Raw genomic sequence first — 18,879 nt, 5'->3', positions numbered from 1 at the left:
CGGAGCGCGCGGCGGGCGGGGGCGGCCCTTAGCCGGGCAGCCCCAGCTCGCCGGCCCGCAGCCCCGCCTGGAAGCGGGAGTTGGCCTCCAGGCCGGCCATCAGCTCGGCCACCCGACGCCGGTAGGTGCGCAGGGAGATACCGAGCCGCTGGGACGCCGATGCGTCGGTGAGACCGGAGCCGAGGGCCTCAAGGATCAGGCGGCCGCCTGCGTCGAGGTGGGGGACGTTGCTGCGGAGGTAGGTGTCGAGGTCGAGAGCGGCGTCCCAGATCGCCTCGAACATCGAGTGGATGCCGTCGACCAGGTTCGGCGACGTCGTCACGGTGTATTCGCGACCGGCCGGGGAGTCCCGGCCGGCCAGGATCATCACCCGGCGGTCGATGATGATCGTCTCGTGCGGCAGCAGCGAGCCGCTGATCCGTACGAGAGCGCCCTGGCTCTGCACCTGCCTCAGGTGCGTGCGGTCCTCCTCCTCGGTGAGGGCGACCGGGCTGAGCAGCTTGCGCGTGGAGAAGGCGGCCGGGTCGACAGCCCGCATCCGGGCGCCGATGGCGGCCCTGGCCTCCGGCTGCGACCAGGTCTTGAGATCACGGGCCGCGCACACGAACTCCGACTGCGTGGACTCGAAGAGATGACCGGCACGCGCGATCAGTTCCTTGTCCCCCCGGACGGTGAAGACCTGTTCGTTCCGCATCCCACCAGTGTGGCAGCAAGCTGTCGCGCGCTCGCTGTTCCCGGCCCTGCCGAACACCATGGGACACATGACGAACAAGACGTTCTCCCTCGGCGGAGACCTGACCATCAACCGGCTCGGCTTCGGCGCGATGCGCCTCCCTGTGGGCACCTTCGACGGCCCGGTCCGAGCGCCCGAGACCGGGATCGCGGTGCTGCGGCGCGCCGTGGAGCTGGGTGTGAACCACATCGACACGGCCGGCTTCTACGAGAGGGGCGACGTCCGGGCCAACGAGCTGATCCGCAAGGCGCTGACCCCTTACCGCGACGACCTGGTGATCGCGACGAAGGTCGGGCCGCTGCGTGGTCCTGACGGCATGCCGAGCGGGCAGGCCACGCCCGACCAGCTGCGCGGACTGGTCGAGACGGATCTGCGCGATCTGGGACTTGACCGGCTCGACCTGGTCTACCTGCGGGTGGGCGGGATGCGCGGGGCGGGCGGCGAGTCGATCGCCGAGCGGTTCGCCGTGCTGGCCGAACTGCGTGCGGAGGGGCTGATCCGGCACCTGGGCGTCAGCAATGTCGACGCCGCCCAGTTCGCCGAGGCGCAGGCGGTCGCACCCGTCACGGCGGTGCAGAACCACCAGATCGACGAGAGCGGGCTGCTGTCGGTGTGCGAGGAGGAGGGCATCGCGTACGTGCCGTTCTTCCCGCTCGGCGGGGGCGGGCAGCCGCTCGACACCGAACGGCTGGGCAAGGTCGCCGCACGCGTGGGCGCGACCACCCCGCAGGTCGCGCTCGCCGCCCTGCTGGCGCTGTCACCGGTGGCGCTGGCGATTCCCGGCACCGGCACCCTCGCCCACCTGGAGGAGAACCTCGCGGCGGGCGATCTCGACCTCGGCGAGGAGGATCTGGCCGCCCTGCGCGGCTGACCACCCCGGGTACTGCGCAGGGACCCGCTGACGCCCGGGCCCGCGGCGGCCCGCCCCCGCACCCGGCCGGGCCCGTCAGTCCAGACTGATCCGGGCGGCCACCGGCAGATGGTCGCTTCCGGTGGACGACAGGGTGCGGATGTCGTTCACCGTGCCCGAGCGGACCATGACCTGATCGATCCTGGCCAGGGGGAAGGCCTTCGGGAAGCTGAGGGCGAAGCCCCGCTCCGCGACGTTCAGCCGCGAGGTCAGCGGGGACAGACCGCGGTCCTCGGCCGTGCCGTTGAGGTCGCCCATCAGGATCACCCTTTCGGTCTTCTCGGCGGCGACGGACCGGCCCAGCAGAACGGCGCTCTCGTCCCGCAGCGACGAGGCGAGCCCGCCCGTACCGATGCGGACCGAGGGCAGGTGCGCGACATACGCCGCGACATCACCGTCCGGGGTGTGGGCCACCGTGCGGAGCCCACGGCTCCAGCCCTCCGCGATCCCCTCGGGCCTGATGTCCACCAGCCGGGTACCGGAGAGCGGGTGCTTCGACCAGAGCCCGACGGTGCCCCGGACCTCGTGGAACGGGAACTGCGGGGCGAGGGTCTTCTCGTACACCGGCAGCGCGGCCGGCACCAGTTCCTCCAGCGCGATGAGATCGGGTCCGGCGCCGGCCAGGGCGCGGGCCGTACCCGCCGGATCGCTGTTCTCGTCACTGACGTTGTGCTGCACCACCACCAGGTCGTGCGCACCGCCCGCCCCGGGCGCGAGCAGCCCGCCGAAGAGGTACGTCCAGACGGCGACCGGCATCAGCAACGCCAGCAGGGCGGTGCCGGAGCGGCGCAGCAGGGCCAGGACGAGCAGCAGGACGATCACCACGCCGAGCCAGGGCAGGAACGCCTCCAGCAGACTCCCCAGGTGCCCGAAGGAGTTGGGCACCTGCCGGTGGAGGGCCAGCAGGACACCCGTCAGCACCGCGAGCAGAGCGAGCACCCGCCCCCGCGCCCGGAGCGAGAGCCAGGACACCTCCTCGTCCGCCATCGGCGTCCCACCGCTGTCCACCCGCTCCACCATGTCTTCCCGTCCGCTCGGTCCTGCCCTCCAGGACGAGCTGCGGGCCTGATCAGTTTCACAGCGGCCCGTGCGGCCTTCGCCTGTGCGGTGCGGATGGTGAGACCGGCCGACGTTCTCCCCGGGCTCCTGGGACCGGCGCGGTGACCCGCCTCAGCCGTTCCTCGCCGACTCGTCGAAGAACCTGATGACCCTCGGCAGCGCCTGCCGCACCGATCCGGTGTGGTCGTAGTCGCCGACATCCGTCACCCGGGAGGCGGCGCCGTTCCTGGTCAGCTGGTCCGCGCAGTATCCGGCGTGGGAGAAGTCGACGTCCTTGTCCCCCCTGCCGTGGAAGATGTCCACCGGGACGCCCGGCCGCCAGTCGCAGGTGTGGTTCATCGGGCGCAGTCTGTCCTTGAGCACACCGCTCGGGTGGCGGATCTTGTCCAGGAAGTCCTCGGTGAACAGGTCCGCGGAGTGCGAGGGCAGTTCGCCGACGAGATCGTCGGTGGTGTGGTTGCCGTCGAACAGTCCCTCCACAGTCTTGTAGAAGGGGTCGCGGAACGCCTCGGCGGGCGAGCCGTACAGGCCGTAGGCCTTGTTCCAGGCCGTGACGAAGTACGCGAGGTAGAGGCCGGACTTCTCGATCCTGTCGTCGGCCGCGGCGGTCTCGAAGGCGGAGAGGTCGAAGGGGCCGCTCACCGGGGCGAGCGCGCCCAGCCGGAAGTAGCGGTCGGCACCCTCCTCCTGCAGTGCCCGGCCCACCAGCATGGTCGCGGGGCCGCCCTGCGAGAAGCCGCTGACCTGTACCTTCCGCTCCAGCTCCCGGCCCTTGCGGTGAGTCAGCGTCCTGGCCGCGCGCAGCCCGTCGACGGAGGCCGCCACCGTGGCGCGCGGGTCGCCGTAGGGGTGGAATCCCTCACCCTCGCCGAGGCCCACATAGTCGGGGGCCGAGACGGCCCGCCCGGTCGCCGCGAAGAGCAGTGCGGCGAGCCGGTCGTCGGACGCCGGATCCTCGGAGGCGACGTCCTTGCGGTAGACGGTGGTGCCGTGCAGCCAGGAGACCGTCGTGAGACGGTGCGCCGTGCTTCTCGGCAGGGTGACGAGCTGGCTCGCGGTGGTGGGAGCGCCCGAGCTGTTGGTGGTGCGGTACACGACGCGATAGGCCGTCACGCCGTATCGGACCTGGGCGGAGTCGATCCGGCCCGTGAGCTGTCCGGACACCTCGGCCGCCGTCAGTTCGGCCACCTGCTCCACGGAGACGACGTCTCCGTCCTGGGCCGGCCGGCTGTGGGCGTCGGCCGCGCCGGCCGGGGCGAGCAGTGCGGCGCTGCACAGAAGGGCCGCACCGGCCGTCACGCGGGTCTTGTTTCGCGGTGAAGTCATGCCTGGATCCTCCTCGTTGCACGCTCGCGGCGGCATGGCGCGGGCACCCGGACACGGGTGGGGCCACCCCCATCAGGGTTCCCCAGGGGGCTGTCCGGCGACGATCGCCCTCGGGTCCGGACGGCGGCCGGGACCGCCGCCCCGCGGCCCGCTTCCTGGAGCGGCGGGCCGCCGTCCGGTCTGATGCGGGCAGCGCAGCCGGGCCCGCCCGACGACGGGAGACGATCGTGGCAGAGGCGGCCCCGGAGAACGAGGGCGACGAGGTGGTACGCGCCTGGCGGACCCTCGCGCCACTGATGGACCTGGTCACGCCCATGGCCCTGCGGGCGGCCGCCACACTGCGGCTCGCCGATCTGATCGCGGACGGCTCCGGCCGGATCGACGACCTCGCCCGGCAGTCGGCAGCCGATCAGGACGCCCTCGGCCGGATGCTGCGGCACCTGGTGTGCCACGGCGTCTTCACCGAACCGGAGCCGGGACGCTTCGACGTCAACGCGGCCGCGGAGCTGCTGCGTTCCGGGCATCCGGCCGGGCTGCGGCTCGGGCTCGACCTCGACGGGTTCGGCGGCACGATGGACCTGGCGTTCACCGGGCTGCTGCACACCGTCCGCACCGGGGAGCCCGCCTGGGAGACGGTCTTCGGCAAGCCGTTCTGGCCGTATCTGGCTGCGCATCCGGAGATGGCCGCCTCCTTCGACGCGGTCATGTCGTCCGCCGACGCGTTCGTGACGGACGCGGCGGGAGGGTACGACGGGTCGACGGCCCGGCAGGTGGCCGATGTCGGCGGCGGAACCGGCGCCTTCCTCGTGGAGCTGCTCGAAGCCCACCCGGATCTGCGGGCCACCCTGATCGACCTCGCGGGCGGCCGGGAGCGCGGCCTCGACGACTACACGGACCTGGCATCCGCCGCCGGGCCGCACATCGCCGGTGTGCACACGACCCCGCTCGGCCATGTGGTCCTCGACTGCGTCCCCCGGTGACGGCGGGCCCTCAGCGCTCCGGGAACCGCTCTCCGCACTCGCCGCAGTACTTCGGCGCCGGCTCCTGGGACATGCGGCCGCACTCCGGGCAGACCCGGTCCAGCGAGCACGGGGCCTCGCCGCCCTCCTGCGCGGGCACCGCGGGTTTGATCGTGAGACCGGGGCGGCGGCGGTGGACCGTGAGGTAGGCGAGGCCCTCCGGGCCCGCGGCCAGCGAACGGCGGGAGGTGCGGGGCAGCCAGGTGATCGTGGTCGGGGTCAGCGAGAGCGGGGCGCCGCCGCCCGCCGGGGTGAGCCGGCCGCTGCCCGAGAGGACGACGAGGAACACGTCCAGTACGTCCTCCTGATGCTCACCGACCTCCGCGCCCGGCGGCAGACGCACCAGGTTGGCGTCCAGCTCCCGTCCCTGCCGGTCCAGTTGCCAGAGCGCGCCCCGGTCGTCGGGGGCCGCGGTGGCGAGCAGGTCGTCGAGTACGGCGAGTACCTCGGGAGTGGCGTTCACAGCTCCCAGGCTACGCCGCCGGGCGCTGCGGACCGGGTGACGCAGCAGGCCGGCCGGGCGGCCGGTTCCAGGACCGGATGACGCAGCAGGCCCCCGGGCGTCCGGTTCCCGGGCCGGGAGCACGCTGCGGCCCAACTCATGTGCGTGGAACAGCCGGAGCGACCGGATGATCGCTGTACCCTCCGCCCATGACCTCTGCTGCGTCATCGACGCCGTCCATACCTTCGGCCGGGGATGCCGAGTGCGTCGCCCTCACTCGGAATCTGCGCCGCAGGGGCACCCTCGTCCTGTCGGTGTTCGCCGTGGTCTGGGCCTTCGCCGGCGCCTCCGGCCTCGCGTCACCGGGCGCGGCCCTGCCCGTCGAGATCATCGCCGTACCGCTGACCGCGGTGGCGATCGTGCTCGCCTACCGCAAGGGCGCGGCCCCTTCCCCCCGCATGGTGAACCTGCCGGAGAACTGGGCGCGGGCGGTCGGCATCGTGAACGTCGTGGAGGTGGCCGCCGTCTTCGCGGTGATCGCGGCGTCCAACGCCTCGGGCCACCCCGGGTTCATCCCGGCCGCCATCGCGCTGGTGGTGGGCCTGCACTTCTTCCCGCTCGCGCGCTTCTACGACCAGTGGCAGTACAAGGGAACGGCCGTGGCGCTGAGCGTCGTCGCTGTCGTCGGGTTCGTGCTGATCGCGGCCGGCCTGTCGAACGAGAGCGTGCGGGCCGTGGTGGGCCTCGGCTCCGCCGTGGTGTTGTGGGTGTCCGCGTACCACGTGGCCGTCAGGGGCTGAGCCGCCGGACCGCACCACCGGGCCGAGCCACCAGCTGCGCCTACGCTGTTCCCTTCGCACGCCGCCGAGCCGAGGGAGCCATCTGCCGTGGAGCGCCGCCCCGACGAGAAGTACCCGCCCGTCGAACCGTACGAGCAGGGCATGCTCGACGTCGGCGACGGCAACCTCGTGTACTGGGAGGCCTGCGGCAACCCGGCCGGCAAACCCGCCGTCGTCGTGCACGGCGGACCGGGCTCGGGATGCACCGAACGGCCCCGGCAGTACTTCGACCCGGACCGCTACCGCGTGATCCTCTTCGACCAGCGGGGCTGTGGCCGCTCCACCCCGCACGCGAGCGATCCGGCCACGGACCTGCGGTTCAACACGACGGACCGGCTGATCGCCGACATGGAGCTGCTGCGCGTCCGGCTGGGCATCGACAACTGGCTGCTGTACGGCGGCTCCTGGGGATCGACGCTGATCCTCGCGTACGCGGAGCAGTACCCGGAGCGGGTCAGCGAGATCGTGATCCCGGCCGTCACCACGACCCGCCGCTCCGAGATCGACTGGCTGTACCGGGGCGCCGGGACGTTCTTCCCCGAGGCCTGGGAGCTGTTCCGGGCCGGGGTCCCGGAGGCCGCGAGCGACGCGACACCGGACGTCCTCGCCGCCTACGCCCGGCGGACCGGGAGCCCCGACCCGGGGGTGCGGGCGCGGGCGACGGCCGGCTGGTGCGCCTGGGAGGACGCGGTGCTCTCCCAGGAGGCGTACACCGGCCCGCCCCCGTACAGCGGCCGGCCCGGCCGGGCACAGCAGGCACTGGTGCGGATCTGCGCGCACTACTTCTCCCACGGCGCCTGGCTGGAGGAGGGACAGCTGATCCGGGACGCCGGCCGGCTGACCGGGATCCCGGGCGTCCTGGTGCACGGACGGCTCGACATGGGCGGACCGCTGATCACCGCGTGGGAGCTGACGAAGGCGTGGCCGGACGCGGAGCTGACCGTGATCGACGACGCGGGCCATCTGGGCGGTGCGGCGACCAGCCGGGCGGTACTGGCGGCGCTGGACCGGTTCGCGCGCGGGTAGGGCCGCCTGGCAGGGCCCGGCCGCGCCGGACGGAAATCCGCCCTTGCTTCGAGCGGACTCCAAGGCGTTGGCTTGAGCACATGAAGTACACGCAGCTCGGACGCACCGGACTCAAAGTCAGCCGCCTCGTACTGGGGACGATGAACTTCGGCCCCCAGACCAACGAGAGCGACAGCCACGCGCTCATGGACGCCGCACTGGACGCGGGTGTCAACTTCTTCGACACCGCGAACGTCTACGGCTGGGGCGAGAACAAGGGCCGTACCGAGGAGATCCTCGGCACCTGGTTCGCCCAGGGCGGCGACCGCCGCGACAAGGTCGTCCTCGCCACCAAGGTCTACGGCAACATGGCCGCCGACGGCGAGGCATGGCCCAACCACGACAAGCTCTCCGCGCTCAACATCCGCAGGGCGGTGGACGCCAGCCTGAAGCGGCTGCAGACCGACCACATCGACCTGTACCAGTTCCATCACGTCGACCGGTCCACCCCGGTCGAGGAGATCTGGCAGGCCATCGACGTACTGATCCAGCAGGGCAAGATCCTCTACGCCGGATCGTCCAACTTCGCGGGTTACAAGATCGCCCAGGCCAACGAGGTCGCCAGGCAGCGCGGCAGCTACGGGCTGGTCAGTGAGCAGTGCATCTACAACCTGATGGAGCGGGGGGCCGAGATGGAGGTCATCCCGGCCGCCCAGGAGTACGGCCTCGGTGTCATCCCGTGGTCGCCGCTGCACGGCGGGCTGCTCGGCGGCGCGCTCCGCAAGGAGCGCGAGGGCGGCGGCGCCCGGTCCACCTCGGGCCGCTCCGGCGAGGCGCTCGCCGACCCGAAGGTGCGGGCGCAGGTCCAGGCGTACGAGGACCTGCTGGAGAAGCACGGGCTGGAGCCCGGCGAGGCCGGCCTGGCCTGGCTGCTGACCCGGCCCGGCGTCACGGGCCCGATCTCCGGCCCGCGCACCCGCGAACAGCTCGACTCCGCGCTGCGCGCGGTGGAGCTGGAGCTGTCGGACGAGGTGCTGACGGCACTGGACGACATCTTCCCGGGTCCGGGCCCGTCGCCGGAGAACTTCGCCTGGTAGGAACCGGCGTCTGCGCGGCCGCCCTCACCGGCTCATCAGCTCATCGGGCTCATCAGCCGAGGGCGGCCGCCGCTGCGACGACGACGAACATGAGCACGAGCACGGCCGCCATAATGCGGTTTCGGGTCTTGGGGTCCACCCGACGAGCGTAACCGCCCGGCCCGGCGTCCCGGTGGCCAGGCCCGCACGGCCCCGCACCGGGGTTACCCGGTCGGGGCCGTGGCGCATGGTGCCGGAGGCTCTCAGGCCGCGGTGGCCAGCTGCTCGCGCGGGACGAACCGTACGTGCGGGCGCCCGGGTCTCAGGTCGACCTTGAGGCGCAGTCCGCCGACGCGGGCCAGCATGAAGCCGACGCCGAGCGCGGCCACCAGCGAGAACGCACCGCCGACCGCCATACCGGTCCGGACGCCGTACGCGTCGCTGATCCAGCCCACGATCGGGGCACCCACCGGCGTACCGCCGGCGAAGACCATCATGTACAGGCTCATCACCCGGCCGCGCATGGCCGGGTCGGCCGCCATCTGGACACTGGTGTTCGCGCTGATGTTGGTCGTGAGACCGATCATGCCGATCGGGACCAGCAGGATGGAGAACAGCCAGACGGACGGCGAGACGGAGGCGATGACCTCCAGCACACCGAACGCCGTTCCCGCGGCCACCAGCATCCGCAGCCGCGAGGAGCGGCGGCGGGCGGCGAGCAGGGCGCCGACGAGGGAACCGGCCGCCATCAGGATGTTGAAGAACGAGTACATCCCGGCGCCGCCGTGGAAGACCTCGTCCGCGAAGGCCGTCAGCCAGATCGGGAAGTTGAAGCCGAACGTGCCGACGAAGCCGACGAGGACGATCGGCCAGATCAGCTCCGGACGGCCGGAGACGTAGCGCAGCCCCTCGCGCAGCTGGCCCTTGGCCCGCGGCACGACGACGGCCTTGTGCAGCTCACTCGTGCGCATCATCATCAGGCCGACGAGCGGCGCGAGGAACGACAGTCCGTTGAACATGAAGGCCCAGCCGCTGCCGACCGAGGTGATCAGCACACCCGCGACGGCGGGACCGATGAGCCGGGCGGACTGGAAGTTCGCCGAGTTCAGACTGACCGCGTTCCGCAGCTGGGCGGGGCCGACCATCTCGGAGACGAACGACTGGCGGGCCGGGTTGTCCACGACCGTGACCATGCCGAGCAGGAAGGCGATCAGGTAGACGTGCCACACCTGGACCACGCCGGAGAGCGTGAGCACGGCGAGCGCGACACCGCACAGGCCGAGCGCGGCCTGGCTGAAGAGCAGCAGCTTGCGCTTCGGCAGCCGGTCGGCGATGACGCCGCCGTAGAGGCCGAAGAGCAGCATGGGAAGAAACTGGAGTGCCGTGGTGATGCCGACGGCGGCGGCGGACCCGGTGAGGCTCAGAACGAGCCAGTCCTGCGTGATGCGGGACATCCAGGTACCGGTGTTGGAGATCACGGCGCCGGTTGCGAACAGGCGGTAGTTACGGATCTTCAGCGACGAGAAGGTCCCGCCGGGCTTGCTCTCGTGGGTGGAAGTCGGTGCGGGGGCGGAGTCTGCTCCGGATCCCGTACTCAAAAGGGTTCGCCTCCTCGGGCGTGGACAGGGTGCTGACTGACGGGGATTGCGGCGGTGGGGCGGTGCGCCGGCTGTGGTCCGGCGCGGCCCGCTCCGCTACAGGTGGGCGAGCTTCTCCAGCACGGGCGCCGCGTTGCGCAGCGTCTCCCACTCGTCCTCGTCCAGGCCTTCGGCGAGGGTGGTCAGCCAGGCGTTCCGCTTGTTGCGGCTCTCGGCGAGCATGGCCTCGGCCTGCTCGGTCTGGCTGACCATCTTCTGACGACGGTCATCGGGGTGCGGTTCCAGTCTGACAAGTCCCTTCGCTTCCAGCAGCGCGACGATGCGGGTCATCGACGGCGGCTGCACATGCTCCTTGCGGGCCAGCTCACCGGGGGTGGCCGAACCGCAACGGGCGAGTGTGCCGAGCACCGACATCTCTGTGGGGCTCAGCGACTCGTCGACGCGCTGGTGCTTGAGGCGTCGGCCGAGCAGCATGACGGCGGAACGAAGGGAGCTCACGGCGGCGGCACTGTCGCTGTCGTGGATCAGGTCAGGCATGTTTGTTAGCTTAACTCATTACCTACCCTAAAGACCACTCGGTGGTACACGCGCGAGAGCCGAATCACCAATCGATCACCCAAACGAGTGAGTCAGTTCCGGAAAGTCACGCGCGTCGGGCCCGGGGGACGTAACCCTGCATGCCATGGGATCGACAGTGCTCAGCCTGCGGATAGACGGTGAGCTGCTCGACCGGCTCAAGCAGCACGCCGCCAGACGCGGAATGAGCGTCCAGGACTATGTGGTCCGGACGCTCATTCGCGACGACTTCGACGAGCGCTTCCAGGCGGCCGTCGACGAGACGGAGAAGTTCTACGGGGCACAGGAGGTCGCGGCCGAGGAGGTCACCTGACCCGCCCGGACGCGCACCCGCCCCCGAGGTATCACGTGAGGCCGAGCGCCGGCATCGCGTAGTAGAAGACGAAGACCGCCGAGACCGCATACATGGCCACCGGCACCGAGCGCCCGCGCCCGGCGGCCAGCCGCAGCACGCAGAACGCGATGAAGCCGATACCGATTCCGTTGGTGATCGAGTACGTGAACGGCATCATCACCATGGCGAGGAACGCCGGCATCGCGAGCGTGTAGTCGCTCCAGTCGATGTCCCGCACCGAGCCGGCGATGATCAGGAAGCCCACCGCCAGCAGGGCCGGAGTGGCTGCCTGCGAGGGGACCATGGTCGCCAGCGGTGTGAGGAACAGCGACGCCGTGAACAGCAGACCCGTGACGATGCTCGCGAAGCCGGTGCGGGCCCCCTCGCCGACACCCGCCGTGGACTCCACGAAGCAGGTGCCCGCCGAGGCGGAGCTCGCACCGCCCGCGGCGACCGCGATGCCGTCGACGAGCAGCACCCTGTTGATGCCGGGGAAGTTGCCGTCCTTGTCCATCAGCTTGGCCTCGTCGCCGACGCCGAGGATGGTGCCCATCGCGTCGAAGAAGCACGACAGCAGCACGGTGAAGACGAACAGGATTCCGGTCAGCACGCCGACCTTGTGGAAGCCGCCGAACAGGCTGACGTCGCCGACCAGCCCGAAGTCCGGGGAGGCGACCGGATTGCCCGGCCACTTCGGAACCGTCAGGCCCCAGGCCTCGCCCGGCAGGTCCGCGATCGCGTCGATGATCAGCGCGACGACCGTCATCGCCACGATGGAGATCAGGATCGCGCCCGGCACCTTGCGGACGATCAGCGCGAGGGTGAGCAACGCGCCGAGGACGAAGACCAGGACCGGCCAGCCGTTGAGGTGGCCGTCGTTGCCGAGCTGGAGCGGGACGGTGGTGTGCGCGAGGTCCGGGATACGGGAGACGAAGCCCGAGTCGACCAGCCCGATCAGCAGGATGAAGAGGCCGATACCGATCGCGATGCCCTTGCGGAGCGAGGTAGGTACGGCGTTCATCACGCGTTCCCGCAGCCCGGTCGCGACCAGCAGCATGACCACGATGCCCGCGAGGACGACCATGCCCATCGCGTCGGGCCAGCTCATCCGGGGGGCGAGCTGGAGGGCGACGACGGTGTTGACACCGAGGCCCGCCGCCAGCGCGATCGGCACGTTGCCGATGACACCCATCAGCAGCGTGGAGAACGCCGCGACCAGCACCGTCGCCGTGACCAGCTGGCCACCGTCGAGCTGGTGACCGTACATGTCCTTCGCGCTGCCCAGGATGATCGGGTTCAGCACGATGATGTACGCCATCGCGAAGAAGGTGGCGAATCCGCCACGGATCTCACGTGCGACCGACGACCCCCGCTCGGAGATCTTGAAGAAACGGTCCAGGCCACCGGTGGGCTGGGGAGCCGGGGGCGGCACGGCGTCGACCGGGGCGGGGGCCGAGGGGGGCATGGAGGACCTCAGTCATACGTAGAGGGGGGCGAAATGTGGTCAGCTTTGGACTTTCACACGAATAATTCGAGACAGCCGTAAGCAGATTCAGTATGAATACATAAGGCGAAGATCGCTATCTCCGCGCGTAGACCCTTGGGCCGACTGGCCTGTCCAAAACTTCTGTTGCGCGACATAACATGACTGCATGGCGAAGTGGACACCGAAGCACGAGGCACCCGAGCCCCTGGAGGGGCCCGTCGTCGCGACCATCACGGGCGGCACGATCCTCTGGTTCGTCCTCTTCCTCGTCCAGCTCCCGTTCTACGGCTGGTTCGACGACCACGGCCACCTGTGGTGGGTGTGGACCTGCCTGGCCGGTGGCGGTCTCGGCCTGATCGGCATCTGGTACGTGCGGGGACGCGACGCCGCACTCAAGCGGGCCGCCGCAGCACAGACCGGCTCCGGGGAGACCTCCGGGGACACTCCCGGCGCTACCGCCTGAAAGCGGAACCGCCGCCCCGCCCCGTACCACCACGGGACGATTCCCGTCCTCCCCCGGTCTGATCTTCCGACCACCCGGCGGGTGAACCGGACGTTACGCCCGTACCGTCGGAACCATGACTCAGCGGGCACCCGACCCCTCGGGGGATGAGCCGAACAGATCCCCCATGCCTTCCGGCAGCGACCGGCCGGTACTGATCGACGCCGGTACCGAGCTCGACCCGGTCCACCCGGTCGAGCTGCCCGCTCCGGCGGGCGGCGGGCGCGGGCTGACCGCGGCCGAGGTCGCCGAGCGGATCGCCCGCGGCGAGGTCAACGACGTCCCCGTCCGCTCGTCCCGGTCCGTGACCGAGATCGTCCGCGCCAACGTCTTCACCCGGTTCAACCTGATCATCGGCGTGCTCTGGGTGATCATGCTGTTCGTCGCGCCGATCCAGGACAGCCTCTTCGGCTTCGTGATCATCGCCAACACCGGCATCGGCATCGTGCAGGAGTGGCGGGCCAAGAAGACCCTGGACAGCCTCGCGGTCATCGGCGAGGCGAAACCCACCGTGCGGCGGGACGGTGTGGCGGCCGAGATCCACACCTCCGAGATCGTCCTGGGCGATCTCGTGGAGCTCGGCCCCGGCGACAAGGTCGTGGTGGACGGCAAGGTCGCCGAGGCCGACAGCCTGGAGATCGACGAATCGCTGCTCACCGGTGAGGCCGACCCGGTGCTGAAGCGGGCGGGCGACCCGGTGATGTCCGGCAGCTTCGTCGTAGCGGGCGGCGGGGCGTTCGCCGCGACCAAGGTCGGCCGCGAGGCCTATGCCGCACAGCTCGCCGAGGAGGCCTCCCGCTTCACGCTCGTCCAGTCCGAGCTGCGCAGCGGCATCTCCACCATCCTGAAGTACGTCACCTGGATGATGATCCCGACCGCGATCGGCCTGGTGCTCAGCCAGCTCGTGGTGAAGGACCACAACTTCAAGGACTCCATCGCCCGGACCGTCGGCGGCATCGTGCCGATGATCCCGGAGGGCCTGGTGCTGCTCACCTCGGTCGCCTTCGCGATCGGTGTCGTGCGGCTGGGCCGCAAGCAGTGCCTGGTCCAGGAGCTCCCCGCCATCGAGGGCCTGGCCCGGGTCGACGTCGTCTGCCTGGACAAGACCGGCACCCTCACCGAGGGCGGCATGGACGTCACCGAGATCCGCCCGCTGAACGGGACGGACGAGCCGTACCTGCGCCGGGTGCTGGCCGCCTTCGGCGCGTCCGACACCCGGCCCAACGCCAGCCTCCAGGCGATCATCGACGCCTGTCCGGCCCCCGCCGGCGAGAGCTGGGACGTCACGCAGGCGCTGCCGTTCTCCTCGGCCCGCAAGTACAGCGGGGCCGCCTTCGACGAGGGCGGCGGCCGGACATCGGCCTGGCTGCTCGGCGCCCCCGATGTGCTGCTGCCCGAGGAGGACCCGGCGCTCACCGAGATCGAACAGCTCAACCAGCAGGGCCTGCGGGTCCTCCTGCTGGCCCGCGTCGAAGGCCGACTCGACGACCCGGAGACGGCGACCGGTGCCGAACCCGGCGCGCTGATCGTCCTGGAACAGCGGCTGCGGCCCGACGCCGGGGAGACGCTCGCCTACTTCGCCGACCAGCGGGTCGCCACGAAGGTGATCTCCGGCGACAACGCCGTCTCGGTCGGCGCGGTCGCCGAGAAGCTCGGTCTGCCGGGCGCCGAACACACCCTGGACGCCCGCCGGCTGCCCACCGATCCGGACGAGATGGCCACGGCCATGGAGGAGAACGCGGTCTTCGGACGCGTCACCCCGCAGCAGAAGCGGGAGATGGTCGCCGCCCTCCAGTCCCGCGGCCACACCGTCGCGATGACGGGCGACGGCGTCAACGACGTGCTCGCCCTCAAGGACGCCGACATCGGCGTCTCGATGGGCTCCGGCTCGGAGGCGACCCGTGCGGTCGCCCAGATCGTGCTGCTCAACAACAGCTTCGCCACACTGCCTTCCGTCGTCGCCGAGGGACGCCGGGTCATCGGCAACATCACCCGGGTCGCCACCCTGTTCCTGACGAAGACGGTCTACTCGGTGCTGCTGGCCGTCCTGGTGGTCTGCTTCCAGGTCGAGTACCCGTTCCTGCCCCGGCATCTGACCCTGCTGTCGACGCTGACGATCGGCATCCCGGCGTTCTTCCTGGCCCTCGCGCCCAACAAGGAGCGCGCGCACCCGCACTTCGTGCGCCGGGTGATGCGGTACGCGATCCCGTCGGGCACCATCGCGGCCGTCGCCACCTTCGCCACGTATCTGATCGCCCGGCACCACTACGTCGGCGCCGGCTCACTGGAGGCGGAGACCAGCGCGGCCACACTCACCCTGTTCCTGGTGTCGATGTGGGTCCTGGCCATCATCGCCCGCCCCTACACCTGGTGGCGGATCTGCCTGGTGGCGGCCATGGGCCTGGCGTTCCTGATCGTGCTCGCGGTGCCGTGGCTCCAGGACTTCTTCGCCCTGAAGCTGGTGGGCACGACGCTGCCGTGGACGGCGGTGGGCATCGCCATGATCGCCTCGGCCGCGCTGGAGTACGCCTGGCGCCTGGTGAGCCGCCACTTCCCGGTGTAGGGGCTCGGACGAAAGTCCCTGGGGCCGTCCCGACCGAGACCGGGAGCCGGAGCCCCGGCCCTCAGTCGAACCAGCGGTCCCGGGCCAGTTCGTCCGTACGCGAGGGGTCCTCCAGCAGGGCCGCGACCTCGAAGCGGCGCGGCCACTGGCCCGCCGCCCAGGCCAGGCCCGCCGCGACCCCCTCCAGGGTCGAGGCGTGCACGGTGCCGTCCGGGGTGCGGCGCCAGTCCAGCTCGACGCCGGCCGCCCGCAGTTCGCCGTGCTCGACGTAGGTGTCGGGGGTGCCCGCGCCGAGCAGGATGCGCACCGATTCCGGCACCTGGTGCTCCTCGCCCTCGCTCGTCACCTCCGCCTCGACGCTCTCGCCGAGCCGGCGCACCTGGAACAGCTCGGCCAGCTCCGCCGCGTTCGCCGGGGCCACCGGCAGGAGCGGCACACCCTCGGTCAGCGGCAGCAGGTCGGGGGCGTCCGCGATCATCGCGTCCGCCGCGTCGACGACCCGCACCTCGCCGTCGACCACGGCCCGCAGCTCGTCCGGCAGCGTGACCTGCTCCGGGTCCAGGTCGGCCAGGGCCGTGTACAGGGAGTGCAGTTGTACGAGGCCGACCGGGCGGTCCTCGTCCGCGAGCCGGCCGAGGAGTTCGGCCGCACCGCCCGGCTCGTCCAGCAGGGCGGCGACCGAGGTCCGGACGCCGAGCGCGCGCAACACCTCGGCGTCGTCGAAGCCCGTCGCGTCGGCGGAGTCGTACAGGCCCGACAGCCGGGGATCGCCCCCGTGCGCACGCAGCCCCGCCGGGCGGCGGCCGTCCAGTACCGGGTGGTCGCGCAGCCACCAGGCGGTGTACGGGCGCACCGACTGCGTGGTGCCGTCCGGGAGGAGCACCCGCACCGGCTGGGTCAGCGCGTCGCGCAGCGGCGGCCGGGCGAGGAGGGCGAGGGCCTGCGGCCAGGCGTCGTCGTCGACCAGGTCCAGGTCGCGGACGGCGACGAGCTCGGTGGCGACCGGCGGCACCGGCGTGTCCGGGAGCTGGTCGAGGATGTCCTCGCACCACACGTCGACGGCGTCCAGCAGCCCGGCATCGTCGGACTCGGCGAAGTCCCCGTCGCGCGGCTCCAGTTCGTCCGGGTCCAGCACCACATCGGTGGCCCGCACCAGGGCGAACGTGGCCAGCACCCCGCAGGCGGTGAGCGGCTGCTCGCCCCAGCGGCCGGCCAGCCCCTCGTCGCAGAGAGCGAGTTCACCCTCGCGCATCACAGCGGCGAACGGGCTGCCGGGCAGCACCAGTTCACCGGCCGGCGCGAGCTCACCGTCCTCGTCGGGCAGGGCGAGCGCGCCGAGCCAGGGCTCGTCGCCCGGCGCCAGATCGGCGTCCCTGACCAGGGTCAGGACGGTCTCCACCAGCTCGTCGCCGGTCGGCGCGTCCTCGTCCCAGATCTCGCCCGCGTCCAGCGAGCCGCCGACGGCGGCCCGCACCTGCGGGGTCGTCAGCACGGCGCGCGGGGTGGCGGGCAGGGCGCCCAGCTTCTCCAGGAGCGGATGCGCGGCGTCCGGGTGGGCGACCTTCAGCCCGAGCCTGCCCAGCCGGTCCAGGACCGGTCCCGTCGGTGCGTCCGGGAGCGGGAGCAGGACCTGCCGGGGGCCGATCGTGGTCCGGGGCAGAGCCGGGGCCCCGGAATCCCGGGACGCCGTTCCGGCGAGCGGTACCGGCAGACCGGTGAGCCGGTCCGGGTCGATACCGGCCAGGCTGTCGTACAGCCGCCGCCACCAGCCCGGGTCGCGCTCAAGACCGGCGAGCCGGTCGATCGCCTCGGTCAGCGGCACCCGGGCGACGCCGAGCGTGCGCAGCTCCACCCGGCGTTCAAGACCGGCGGGCAGCAGACAGGGCAGCACCTCGGCCAGCACCGTGACCGTCTCCGCACCGACCCCTTCGAGCACCTCGGCCTCGATGGGCCGCAGAGCCGCGGTCGCCTTGCGGGCACCACCGGTCCCGGCGTCCCAGCTGTCCCACTGGTCGGGCTCGGCGGCGAGGTCACGCGGGGCGGCCGGCTCCAGGAAGGCGACGCGCGGCAGCCGCTCCAGGATCGCGGCCCGCAGCGCCCCGTCCAGCTCCCCCTTGCCCAGCGGACCGGGCACGAGGGCGATGGTGGCGACGGAGACCGGCTGCCAGTCGGCGAGCAGTTCGGCGTACGCGTCGGCCGCGCGCTGCACCAGGAAGTCGGTGAGCGGGCCGGGAGCGGGGTGCCGGCGTGTGGTGTCCAGCGGCAGCGACGCGATGAGCAGCGCGGGCACCCCGAGCGGTTCGTCGGTGGGCGTCGGGGCGTGCACGACGGGGGCGGTGCGGGGGTGCACCGGCGCGCCCTCGGCGTCCACGGGGACGGCCCAGGTCACCGACCAGTGCGGGCGCAGCCGTTCCTCCAGCGGACGGTCGGCGAGCAGCGCGGGCTCGACGGGGCCGTTGCGGACGACGGTGCGCCAGCGGTTCGTGCCGTGCGCGGAGTCGGTGACGTGGGTGTACGGGCCGTGCTGCGAGCGGGTCAACGTCCGTACGGTGTCCGGGGTTTCGACGACGATCTCGTCGAGGCCGGCCAGTGTGAGGAGCAGCGCGTCGTCGACGGCGTCGAGCAGCCGGCCGACCAGGTCCTCGGCGCCGCCGTCGCGCAGCGGCAGGACGACGACGGTGTCGTAGCCGTCCGGGGCGGTGCCCTCGGCGGGCAGCGGAAGCCGCAGCAGCGGCACGTGACCGTCGCGGCGGCGGAGCTCGTCGCCCAGTCCGGGGCTGCCGACGGCGGCCTGCCGGGCAAGGTCGCGGGCCTCGGCCAGTGACCAGCGCACCCCGCCGTGCCGGCCGATGACGGCGGGCTCGTCGCTCACCGCGAGCACGGCGGCGAACCCGACGCCGAACCGTCCGACGGCTCCCTCGTGCCCCTCGCGCTTGGCGGAGGCGCGCAGGGTGGACAGCGACTCCACGCCGGTGGCGTCCAGCGGGGCACCGGTGTTCGCGGCGGCGAGCACGGCCGGGGCGCTGTCGGTCGCCGGGTGCAGGGTGAGGCGGAGCCGGCCGGGTGCCTGGGCGCGGGCGGCGGCGTCAGCGGCGTTCTGGGCCAGTTCGACGACGAGCCGGTCACGGTAGCCGCCGAGCGCGAGGTCCTCCTCGGCGTTGGCGTCCTCCCGGAAACGGGCGGGGGCCGCGCCCCAGGCGTCGAGCACGCCGCGCCGCAGCCGTGCGGTGCCGAATGGGTCGGCCCCCTCGGTCGCATTCATGCTCACGCTGTGACTCCCTCTTCCGGTGCCGGGTACCCCGTGCCGCCAAGTGTGCGCCCGAAGGTACCCGGTCCCGGCCCGCGCCCGTGTTGTCCTCAATCGCCGGACGGGCTGGGGAGGGCCGCGCACATCCACCCCGAGCCGCGCAA

16 protein-coding genes are annotated in these 18,879 nt (G+C 71.8%); 8 read left to right on the top strand and 8 right to left on the bottom strand.

Translation table 11 applies throughout. The features are described 5' to 3' along the window. Positions 1–28: 28 nt before the first annotated feature. Positions 29–694 carry a DNA-binding response regulator gene (locus tag ACFVW8_RS11995; protein ID WP_389688722.1) on the bottom strand — a complete coding sequence of 222 codons (666 nt, stop codon included), beginning with the start codon at positions 692–694 and terminating at the stop codon, positions 29–31. Between the two features lie 67 nt (positions 695–761). Here ACFVW8_RS11995 and ACFVW8_RS11990 point away from each other — a divergent pair, with 67 nt between their 5' ends. Continuing rightward, the gene (locus ACFVW8_RS11990) at positions 762–1,604 is read left to right on the top strand and encodes an oxidoreductase (RefSeq protein WP_389688720.1); all 843 of its coding nucleotides are present in this window, start codon (positions 762–764) and stop codon (positions 1,602–1,604) included. Between the two features lie 75 nt (positions 1,605–1,679). On the opposite strand, the gene ACFVW8_RS11985 is transcribed toward ACFVW8_RS11990, so the two are convergent. Both ACFVW8_RS11985 and ACFVW8_RS11980 read right to left on the bottom strand, forming a co-directional pair. Continuing rightward, positions 1,680–2,630: an endonuclease/exonuclease/phosphatase family protein gene (locus ACFVW8_RS11985; protein WP_389688790.1), complete on the bottom strand. Its 951-nt coding sequence runs from the start codon at positions 2,628–2,630 to the stop codon at positions 1,680–1,682. A gap of 183 nt (positions 2,631–2,813) precedes the next feature. Next, positions 2,814–4,028, bottom strand: a complete 1,215-nt coding sequence (locus tag ACFVW8_RS11980; RefSeq protein WP_389688718.1) for a hypothetical protein — start codon at positions 4,026–4,028, stop codon at positions 2,814–2,816. A 227-nt stretch (positions 4,029–4,255) separates the two neighbouring features. Here ACFVW8_RS11980 and ACFVW8_RS11975 point away from each other — a divergent pair, with 227 nt between their 5' ends. Further along, a complete protein-coding gene (locus tag ACFVW8_RS11975; RefSeq protein WP_389688716.1) occupies positions 4,256–5,008 on the top strand; it encodes a methyltransferase in 753 nt (250 codons plus the stop codon). A 10-nt stretch (positions 5,009–5,018) separates the two neighbouring features. Here ACFVW8_RS11975 and ACFVW8_RS11970 read toward each other — a convergent pair whose 3' ends face one another. Continuing rightward, the gene (locus ACFVW8_RS11970; protein ID WP_389688714.1) at positions 5,019–5,510 is read right to left on the bottom strand and encodes a cupin domain-containing protein; all 492 of its coding nucleotides are present in this window, start codon (positions 5,508–5,510) and stop codon (positions 5,019–5,021) included. A gap of 188 nt (positions 5,511–5,698) precedes the next feature. Here ACFVW8_RS11970 and ACFVW8_RS11965 point away from each other — a divergent pair, with 188 nt between their 5' ends. The 3 genes from ACFVW8_RS11965 (at position 5,699) to ACFVW8_RS11955 (ending at position 8,430) form a co-directional block, all read left to right on the top strand. Next, entirely contained in the window at positions 5,699–6,289 is a 591-nt protein-coding gene (locus tag ACFVW8_RS11965) for a hypothetical protein (protein ID WP_389688712.1), read from the top strand. Positions 6,290–6,376: 87 nt separating this feature from the next. Further along, the gene (pip, locus tag ACFVW8_RS11960; protein ID WP_389688710.1) at positions 6,377–7,354 is read left to right on the top strand and encodes a prolyl aminopeptidase; all 978 of its coding nucleotides are present in this window, start codon (positions 6,377–6,379) and stop codon (positions 7,352–7,354) included. A gap of 80 nt (positions 7,355–7,434) precedes the next feature. After that, positions 7,435–8,430: an aldo/keto reductase gene (locus ACFVW8_RS11955; RefSeq protein WP_389688708.1), complete on the top strand. Its 996-nt coding sequence runs from the start codon at positions 7,435–7,437 to the stop codon at positions 8,428–8,430. 242 nt (positions 8,431–8,672) lie between these two features. On the opposite strand, the gene ACFVW8_RS11950 is transcribed toward ACFVW8_RS11955, so the two are convergent. Together ACFVW8_RS11950 and ACFVW8_RS11945 are read right to left on the bottom strand one after the other, a co-directional pair. Next, entirely contained in the window at positions 8,673–10,007 is a 1,335-nt protein-coding gene (locus ACFVW8_RS11950) for an MFS transporter (RefSeq protein ID WP_389688706.1), read from the bottom strand. Between the two features lie 96 nt (positions 10,008–10,103). Then, entirely contained in the window at positions 10,104–10,544 is a 441-nt protein-coding gene (locus tag ACFVW8_RS11945) for a MarR family winged helix-turn-helix transcriptional regulator (RefSeq protein ID WP_123524412.1), read from the bottom strand. A gap of 145 nt (positions 10,545–10,689) precedes the next feature. On the opposite strand from ACFVW8_RS11945, the gene ACFVW8_RS11940 reads away from it, so the two are divergent. Further along, positions 10,690–10,896 (top strand): ribbon-helix-helix protein, CopG family, encoded by a 207-nt coding sequence (locus ACFVW8_RS11940; protein ID WP_389688704.1) that lies wholly within the window; start codon positions 10,690–10,692, stop codon positions 10,894–10,896. 31 nt (positions 10,897–10,927) lie between these two features. Here the strand turns inward: ACFVW8_RS11940 and ACFVW8_RS11935 are convergent, their stop codons facing one another. Next, a complete protein-coding gene (locus tag ACFVW8_RS11935) occupies positions 10,928–12,382 on the bottom strand; it encodes an NCS2 family permease (protein ID WP_389688702.1) in 1,455 nt (484 codons plus the stop codon). A 187-nt stretch (positions 12,383–12,569) separates the two neighbouring features. Here ACFVW8_RS11935 and ACFVW8_RS11930 point away from each other — a divergent pair, with 187 nt between their 5' ends. After that, positions 12,570–12,866 (top strand): DUF2530 domain-containing protein, encoded by a 297-nt coding sequence (locus ACFVW8_RS11930; RefSeq protein ID WP_389688700.1) that lies wholly within the window; start codon positions 12,570–12,572, stop codon positions 12,864–12,866. A 115-nt stretch (positions 12,867–12,981) separates the two neighbouring features. Further along, positions 12,982–15,468, top strand: coding sequence for an HAD-IC family P-type ATPase (locus ACFVW8_RS11925; RefSeq protein WP_389688698.1), 2,487 nt, complete (start codon positions 12,982–12,984; stop codon positions 15,466–15,468). Positions 15,469–15,529: 61 nt separating this feature from the next. Here the strand turns inward: ACFVW8_RS11925 and ACFVW8_RS11920 are convergent, their stop codons facing one another. Continuing rightward, the gene (locus tag ACFVW8_RS11920; RefSeq protein ID WP_389688788.1) at positions 15,530–18,730 is read right to left on the bottom strand and encodes a sacsin N-terminal ATP-binding-like domain-containing protein; all 3,201 of its coding nucleotides are present in this window, start codon (positions 18,728–18,730) and stop codon (positions 15,530–15,532) included. Positions 18,731–18,879: the final 149 nt, after the last annotated feature.

This window comes from Streptomyces sp. NPDC058221 (genome assembly GCF_042882365.1).
GTDB lineage: Bacteria > Actinomycetota > Actinomycetes > Streptomycetales > Streptomycetaceae > Streptomyces.
This window is presented reverse-complemented; position numbering and strand designations above follow the sequence as displayed.

What these genes read in the sequence shown, in the direction of transcription:
- ACFVW8_RS11995 (WP_389688722.1), bottom strand. Translation starts at nt 694, where the DNA reads ATGCGGAACGAACAGGTCTTCACCGTCCGGGGGGACAAGGAACTGATC.
- ACFVW8_RS11990 (WP_389688720.1), top strand. Translation starts at nt 762, where the DNA reads ATGACGAACAAGACGTTCTCCCTCGGCGGAGACCTGACCATCAACCGG.
- ACFVW8_RS11985 (WP_389688790.1), bottom strand. Translation starts at nt 2,630, where the DNA reads ATGGCGGACGAGGAGGTGTCCTGGCTCTCGCTCCGGGCGCGGGGGCGG.
- ACFVW8_RS11980 (WP_389688718.1), bottom strand. Translation starts at nt 4,028, where the DNA reads ATGACTTCACCGCGAAACAAGACCCGCGTGACGGCCGGTGCGGCCCTT.
- ACFVW8_RS11965 (WP_389688712.1), top strand. Translation starts at nt 5,699, where the DNA reads ATGACCTCTGCTGCGTCATCGACGCCGTCCATACCTTCGGCCGGGGAT.
- ACFVW8_RS11955 (WP_389688708.1), top strand. Translation starts at nt 7,435, where the DNA reads ATGAAGTACACGCAGCTCGGACGCACCGGACTCAAAGTCAGCCGCCTC.
- ACFVW8_RS11945 (WP_123524412.1), bottom strand. Translation starts at nt 10,544, where the DNA reads ATGCCTGACCTGATCCACGACAGCGACAGTGCCGCCGCCGTGAGCTCC.
- ACFVW8_RS11940 (WP_389688704.1), top strand. Translation starts at nt 10,690, where the DNA reads ATGGGATCGACAGTGCTCAGCCTGCGGATAGACGGTGAGCTGCTCGAC.
- ACFVW8_RS11935 (WP_389688702.1), bottom strand. Translation starts at nt 12,382, where the DNA reads ATGCCCCCCTCGGCCCCCGCCCCGGTCGACGCCGTGCCGCCCCCGGCT.
- ACFVW8_RS11930 (WP_389688700.1), top strand. Translation starts at nt 12,570, where the DNA reads ATGGCGAAGTGGACACCGAAGCACGAGGCACCCGAGCCCCTGGAGGGG.
- ACFVW8_RS11925 (WP_389688698.1), top strand. Translation starts at nt 12,982, where the DNA reads ATGACTCAGCGGGCACCCGACCCCTCGGGGGATGAGCCGAACAGATCC.
- ACFVW8_RS11920 (WP_389688788.1), bottom strand. Translation starts at nt 18,730, where the DNA reads ATGAATGCGACCGAGGGGGCCGACCCATTCGGCACCGCACGGCTGCGG.